General features: G+C 58.3%; 5 protein-coding genes and 3 pseudogenes. 2 read left to right on the forward strand and 6 right to left on the reverse strand.

The window, feature by feature from the left end:
* From B3Y70_RS16150 to B3Y70_RS16160, 3 genes are all read right to left on the reverse strand, one after another.
* Positions 1-486, reverse strand: a 486-nt coding sequence (locus tag B3Y70_RS16150; protein ID WP_288590098.1) for an ABC transporter ATP-binding protein, incomplete at its 3' end; no start/stop codon positions are given.
* Positions 483-1,289, reverse strand: coding sequence for an ABC transporter ATP-binding protein (locus B3Y70_RS16155; protein ID WP_053114437.1), 807 nt, complete (start codon positions 1,287-1,289; stop codon positions 483-485). The genes B3Y70_RS16155 and B3Y70_RS16150, both read right to left, overlap by 4 nt.
* A 149-nt stretch (positions 1,290-1,438) precedes the next feature.
* The gene (locus B3Y70_RS16160) at positions 1,439-1,666 is read right to left on the reverse strand and encodes an ATP-binding protein (protein ID WP_053114435.1); all 228 of its coding nucleotides are present in this window, start codon (positions 1,664-1,666) and stop codon (positions 1,439-1,441) included.
* A gap of 151 nt (positions 1,667-1,817) precedes the next feature.
* Between B3Y70_RS16160 and B3Y70_RS17625 the strand changes: the two are divergent.
* Both B3Y70_RS17625 and B3Y70_RS17630 read left to right on the forward strand, forming a co-directional pair.
* A pseudogene (locus tag B3Y70_RS17625) lies at positions 1,818-2,158 on the forward strand (transposase); the annotation flags it as partial.
* 2 nt (positions 2,159-2,160) lie between these two features.
* Positions 2,161-2,445, forward strand: a pseudogene (locus B3Y70_RS17630) (transposase); the annotation flags it as partial.
* A gap of 13 nt (positions 2,446-2,458) precedes the next feature.
* On the opposite strand, the gene tnpC reads toward B3Y70_RS17630, so the two are convergent.
* The 3 genes and pseudogenes from tnpC to tnpA all read right to left on the reverse strand — a co-directional run bounded on the left by tnpC (position 2,459) and on the right by tnpA (position 4,806).
* Entirely contained in the window at positions 2,459-4,024 is a 1,566-nt protein-coding gene (gene tnpC, locus B3Y70_RS16170) for an IS66 family transposase (protein ID WP_053114433.1), read from the reverse strand.
* A gap of 75 nt (positions 4,025-4,099) precedes the next feature.
* Positions 4,100-4,435: pseudogene (gene tnpB, locus B3Y70_RS16175) on the reverse strand (IS66 family insertion sequence element accessory protein TnpB).
* Positions 4,432-4,806 (reverse strand): IS66-like element accessory protein TnpA, encoded by a 375-nt coding sequence (gene tnpA, locus B3Y70_RS16180; protein ID WP_053114431.1) that lies wholly within the window; start codon positions 4,804-4,806, stop codon positions 4,432-4,434. The pseudogene tnpB and the gene tnpA overlap by 4 nt, the downstream one beginning before the upstream one ends.
* Between the last annotated feature and the right edge of the window lie 43 nt (positions 4,807-4,849).

A 4,849-nucleotide genomic window follows, 5' to 3' on the forward strand; every position in this document is an offset into this window, starting at 1 on the left:
TACGTCTTGGAATGAACGCTTACGGATGCGCGCCATGGCCAGCATCTGCTGCTCACCGCCAGAGAGCTTCGTCCCCTGACTGAATCGGCGTTCGTAGAGGTTGGGGAACATGGTGTAGATTTCTTCCAGGCTCATGCCGCCGCTGCGCACCACCGGTGGCAGGGTCAGGTTTTCCTGGACGTTGAGTGACGAAAAAATGCCCCGATGTTCGGGGCAATACCCGACACCCAACCTGGCAATATGATGGGGAGCGCAGGACATGGTCTCCTCCCCGTTGATCATGATGGAGCCGGTGCGGCGGCCCACCATGTTCATGATCGCTTTGAGGGTCGTGGTGCGGCCGGCGCCATTGCGCCCCAGCAGGGTTACCAGTTCACCCCGGTGCACCACCATGTCGATGCCATGCAGGATATGGGACTCGCCGTAGAAGGCGTGCAGTCCGGAAACCCGCAGCTGTTCGTATTCCTTGTCCGGTCCGTGACTCATTGGGCGGCCTCCGCACTGGCGGGATTGGTCTCGGTCGCGCCTCGCTCGCCACTACCGTCGGATCCCATGTAAACCTCGCGCACACGGGGATCGGCAGACACGGTTTCGTAGTCGCCTTCAGTCAGAACGGCCCCCTGGGCCAGCACGGTGATGCGGTCACACAGTTTGCTGACCACGCTCAGGTTATGCTCCACCATCAGCACGGTACGGCCCTTGGCCGCGCTGCGCACCAGTTCCACCACGCGATCCACATCCTCGCTGCCCATACCCTGGGTGGGTTCGTCGAGCAGCAGGATTTCCGGCTCCATCGCCAGCGTGGTCGCCAGCTCCAATGCCCGTTTGCGGCCGTAGGCCAGCTCCACGGTGGTGGTATTGGCAAAACTGGTCAGTCCCACCGCATCCAGCAATTCCATAGCGCGCTCATTGAGCTTGTTCAGACGGGCTCCGGATTGCCAGAAGCTGAAAGAGTTGCCCTCGAACGTCTGCAATGCGACGCGGATATTCTCGAGGGCAGTCATGTGCGGGAACACAGCGGAAATCTGGAAGGACCGAACCACACCCCTACGGGCGATGGCGGCGGATTTCAGAGAGGTGATGTCCTCTCCCTTATAAAGGATCTGCCCCCTGGTCGGGATCAGGAACTTGGTCAGGAGATTGAAAACCGTGGTCTTGCCGGCACCGTTAGGGCCAATTAAGGCATGAATATCGCCCTGCCGAATTTGTAGATCGACATGATCAACGGCCTGAAATCCCCTAAACTTCTTTACGAGGCCTCGGGTTTGCAATACATATGGATTACTCATTTCTTGCCTACTATTTTTGTTTTTGAACTTTGTCCAAAGTATCTTCATAAATCATATGACTCCCCCCCCAAAAGAAGGGGCCGCGTAAAGATTTTCCAATGGCCATCTACTTTGCCCGCTCTTCATCGTGAATCTTGTAGCTTTCTGCCTCAGTCGAGAGTTTCGCCTCCCAACACAAGAAGTGTGAGTGGCTGTATCGTCCTGTCGATGATCGGCACCTCCACGTTGTCGTCGCGGAAGAACTCGCCCCAACTGATGAGGTTCTTGGTGGTGGTCAGGATGATCGACCGGTATTCGTAAAGGCTATCGATCAACTGGAGCAAGTTGTAGCGGGCCTGCTGGGTTGACCTGCCCACACCTGACGGGCTGATAAACACCAGGTTTTCCGTTCGTCGTGGAACTGCTAATCCAGCAAGGAAAGTAGCTGGCTCTGTGGCCTGGGGGCTACAGCCACTCCGAGGCGGATGGGTTCTACCCCGTTACTGCGGACATTCCTAAAAAGAGGCACACTGTGCCAAAGGAGTGTTCATATTCAGACGCAGAAGATATAGCCCAGAGTTCAAACGCGAAGCCATCGCTTTAACCCGTCAGCCCGGTGTGAGCTGTCGCCAGATTGCCCTGGAGGTTGGTATTAATCCCAACCTGCTGTCTCGGTGGCGCAGAGAAGCGGATGAGGAGACAGACAAGGCCTTCAAGGGCTCTGGTTCTCCCAGAGACGAGGAGGTTGCCCGTCTCAAACGAGAATTGGTTCGCGTGAAGAAGGAGCGTGATTTTTTGCGCGAAGCGGCGGTGTTCTTCGCAAAGGAGTCGCCCTGAGGTATCAGGCGATTCAACGTTGTCGCAGCCATTTCCCAATACGTATTATGTGCCCACGCAGGAAGGAAAGCTCTTTCTGTGCGTGGTTCTCGACCTATACAGCAAGCTGATCGTTGGTTGGCCCATGCATTACCGGCAGGATCGGCATATGGTGATCAGAGCCGTTGAGATGGCCGTTTGGCAGCGCCAGGGGAAAGTCCCGGTGGTATTGCATTCAGATCGAGGCAGTCAATTTACCAGTGGTGACTACCAGCGATATCTTGGTAGCAACCGTTTGGTAAGCAGCATGAGTGCGGTCGGTCATTGTGGCGATAATGCTGCCTGCGAGGGATTCTTCGGTAAGCGGCCGGTGATCACACCTTGTCAGGTGTAGCCGGCTTCCAGTGGTGGGGCAACAGCTCGTCGATGGCGTTGTTCTTCTGCGTTGGCAGCCGGGTCAGCACATCCTTCAGGTAGGCATAAGGATCATGCCCGTTCAGCTTGGCGGACTGGATCAGGGTCATCACCGCAGCCGCCCGTTGACCACTGCGTAGTGATCCCGCGAACAGCCAGTTGCTGCGGCCTAATGCCCAGGGCCGGATCTGGTTTTCCACCCAGTTGTTGTCGATGGGCACCGCACCATCGTCCAGGTAGCGCGTCAGCGCTGCCCAACGTTTGAGACTGTAATCCAGTGCTTTGGCCGTGCCGGAGCCATCCGGCACTTTCTGACGATGCGCCTGCATCCATTGCTGTAGTGCATCAGCAAGCGGTTTGGCTTTGGTTTGTCGGATTTCCAGCCGCTTATCCGGCGGCAGGTCTTTGGTTTCCCGTTCGATCTCGTAGAGGCCGCCGATGTATTCCAAGGCCTTGGCCGCCAGTTCGCTCTTGTTGGCCTCGTGCAGGTCGTAGAACTTGCGTCGGGCGTGTGCCATACAGCCAATTTCGGTGATGCCGTTGCCGAACCCGGCCTTGTAGCCGGCGTAATCGTCACAGACCAGCTTGCCCTGCCAGTCACCCAGGAAGGTGCGGGCGTGTTCACCCGCCCGGCTTGGGGCGAAGTCGTAAACGGTGGCTTTCAGGTCCGAGAACGGTGTGGTGCAGTAAGCCCAGACGTAGGCCTTATGGGTTTTCTTCTTACCCGGAGCCAACATGCTGACCGGCGTTTCATCGGCGTGCAGAACGTTGTGTTCCAGCAAGGCGTTTCTCAACGCATCTGCCAGGGGCTGCAACTGCACACCGCAGGCACCGACCCATTCGGCGAGTGTGGAACGGGGTATTTCCAGGCCGGCACGGCCGAAGATGCGTTCCTGACGGTACAGTGGCAGGTGGTCCGCGTACTTGGCCACCAACACCTGAGCCAGCAGGCCGGCGGTGGGGATGCCCTTGTCGATCACCTGCGGTGGTACCGGTGCCTGGATCAAGGTCTCGCACTGCTCGCAGGCCCACTTGCCCCGGATGTGCCGCTCCACGGTGAACTCGCCCGGGACGTAATCCAGCTTTTCGCTCACGTCCTCGCCAATACGCTTGAGCTGGCAGCCGCAATGGCACTGGGTATTGACCGGTTCATGGTGGATCAGGGTACGGGGCAGCTCCGGTGGCAGCGGGGTGCGCTTAGGCTTCTGCTTGGGTCGAGCGGCCTTCTGCTCCTCAGTCATCGCCTGGTCCAGCTCGGCTTCGATGGCGGCCAGGTCACTGTCGATCAGCTCGTCCAGGAGCTTGCCCTGAACGGCATCGAGTTGCTCACTGCGGCGGGCGAACTTGTGACGTTTGAGGATGGCGACTTCGTGGGTCAGCTTCTCGATGATGGCATTGCGGCGCACCAACTCCCGCTCCTTCCGGCCCAAGGCTTGATCCTTGGCGTCCAGGGAGTCCATCAGTTCCGTCGCCAGAGCACGGAGCTGATCGGCTGAGAGTTGGTTGATATCGGGGCGCTGAGTCATGCCGCCTAGTATGCCAAGTCCCTGCTCGGCAGGCGATTCGCGGTTCTGGCTATAGCGGCATCACAGCACTTGTGATTACAGGATGCAGATGACGCCCTCCGCGCCAATGCGCTGCCAGGGCAGGCCCTGAACCAAGGCAGACAACTGTTCCTCGGTCAGGCGCAGTTGGTCACCGCGCCAGGTTTCGCCCCAGTGGAATTTACCCCGGTTCAGCCGGCGGGCGCACAACTAGATGCCCAGGCCATCATGGATCAGCACCTTCATCCGATTGCCTCGCTTGTTGGCGAACAGGTAGGCGCAATGGGGTTTAGCCGAACCGAATACCTGAATAACCCGCGCCAGGGCCTTGTCGGGTCCGGCCCGCATATCCAGCGGTTCGGTGGCCAGCCAGATCTCATCAATGCGGATCATCCCAACAGATCCCGAAGCAAAGCCGCACACTGATGGGCCTGCTCCGCAGGCCACTCCACCACAACCGCACCACCGGCGCGGGGAATCTCGATGCGGATGGTGCTACGCTTGTCTGAAACGGATTGGTTGCTCGGTGCAGAGGCCACTGCTGGCAGACGGACCGGAACGAATCCAGGTGTTTCCGGTGTTTTAGCCGCCCTTCGCGCTTCGCTCATCCAGCGCCGGACCATGTTGGCGTTGAGACCGTTATCCAGCGAAATCCGGGAAACAGACGCCCCGGGCTTCAAACATTCGGCGACGATACGAGCCTTCAGCTCTTTAGAGTAACGACGACGTTTTTGGTAGGGCTTGGTTACGCTTATGTTGGTCATGTTAAGTGTCCACTTAAAAGTAAGCGTTCATTCCAAGACGTAG

Source organism: Marinobacter sp. UBA5687 (genome assembly GCF_002420325.1).
Classification (GTDB): Bacteria; Pseudomonadota; Gammaproteobacteria; order Pseudomonadales; family Oleiphilaceae; genus Marinobacter; species Marinobacter nauticus.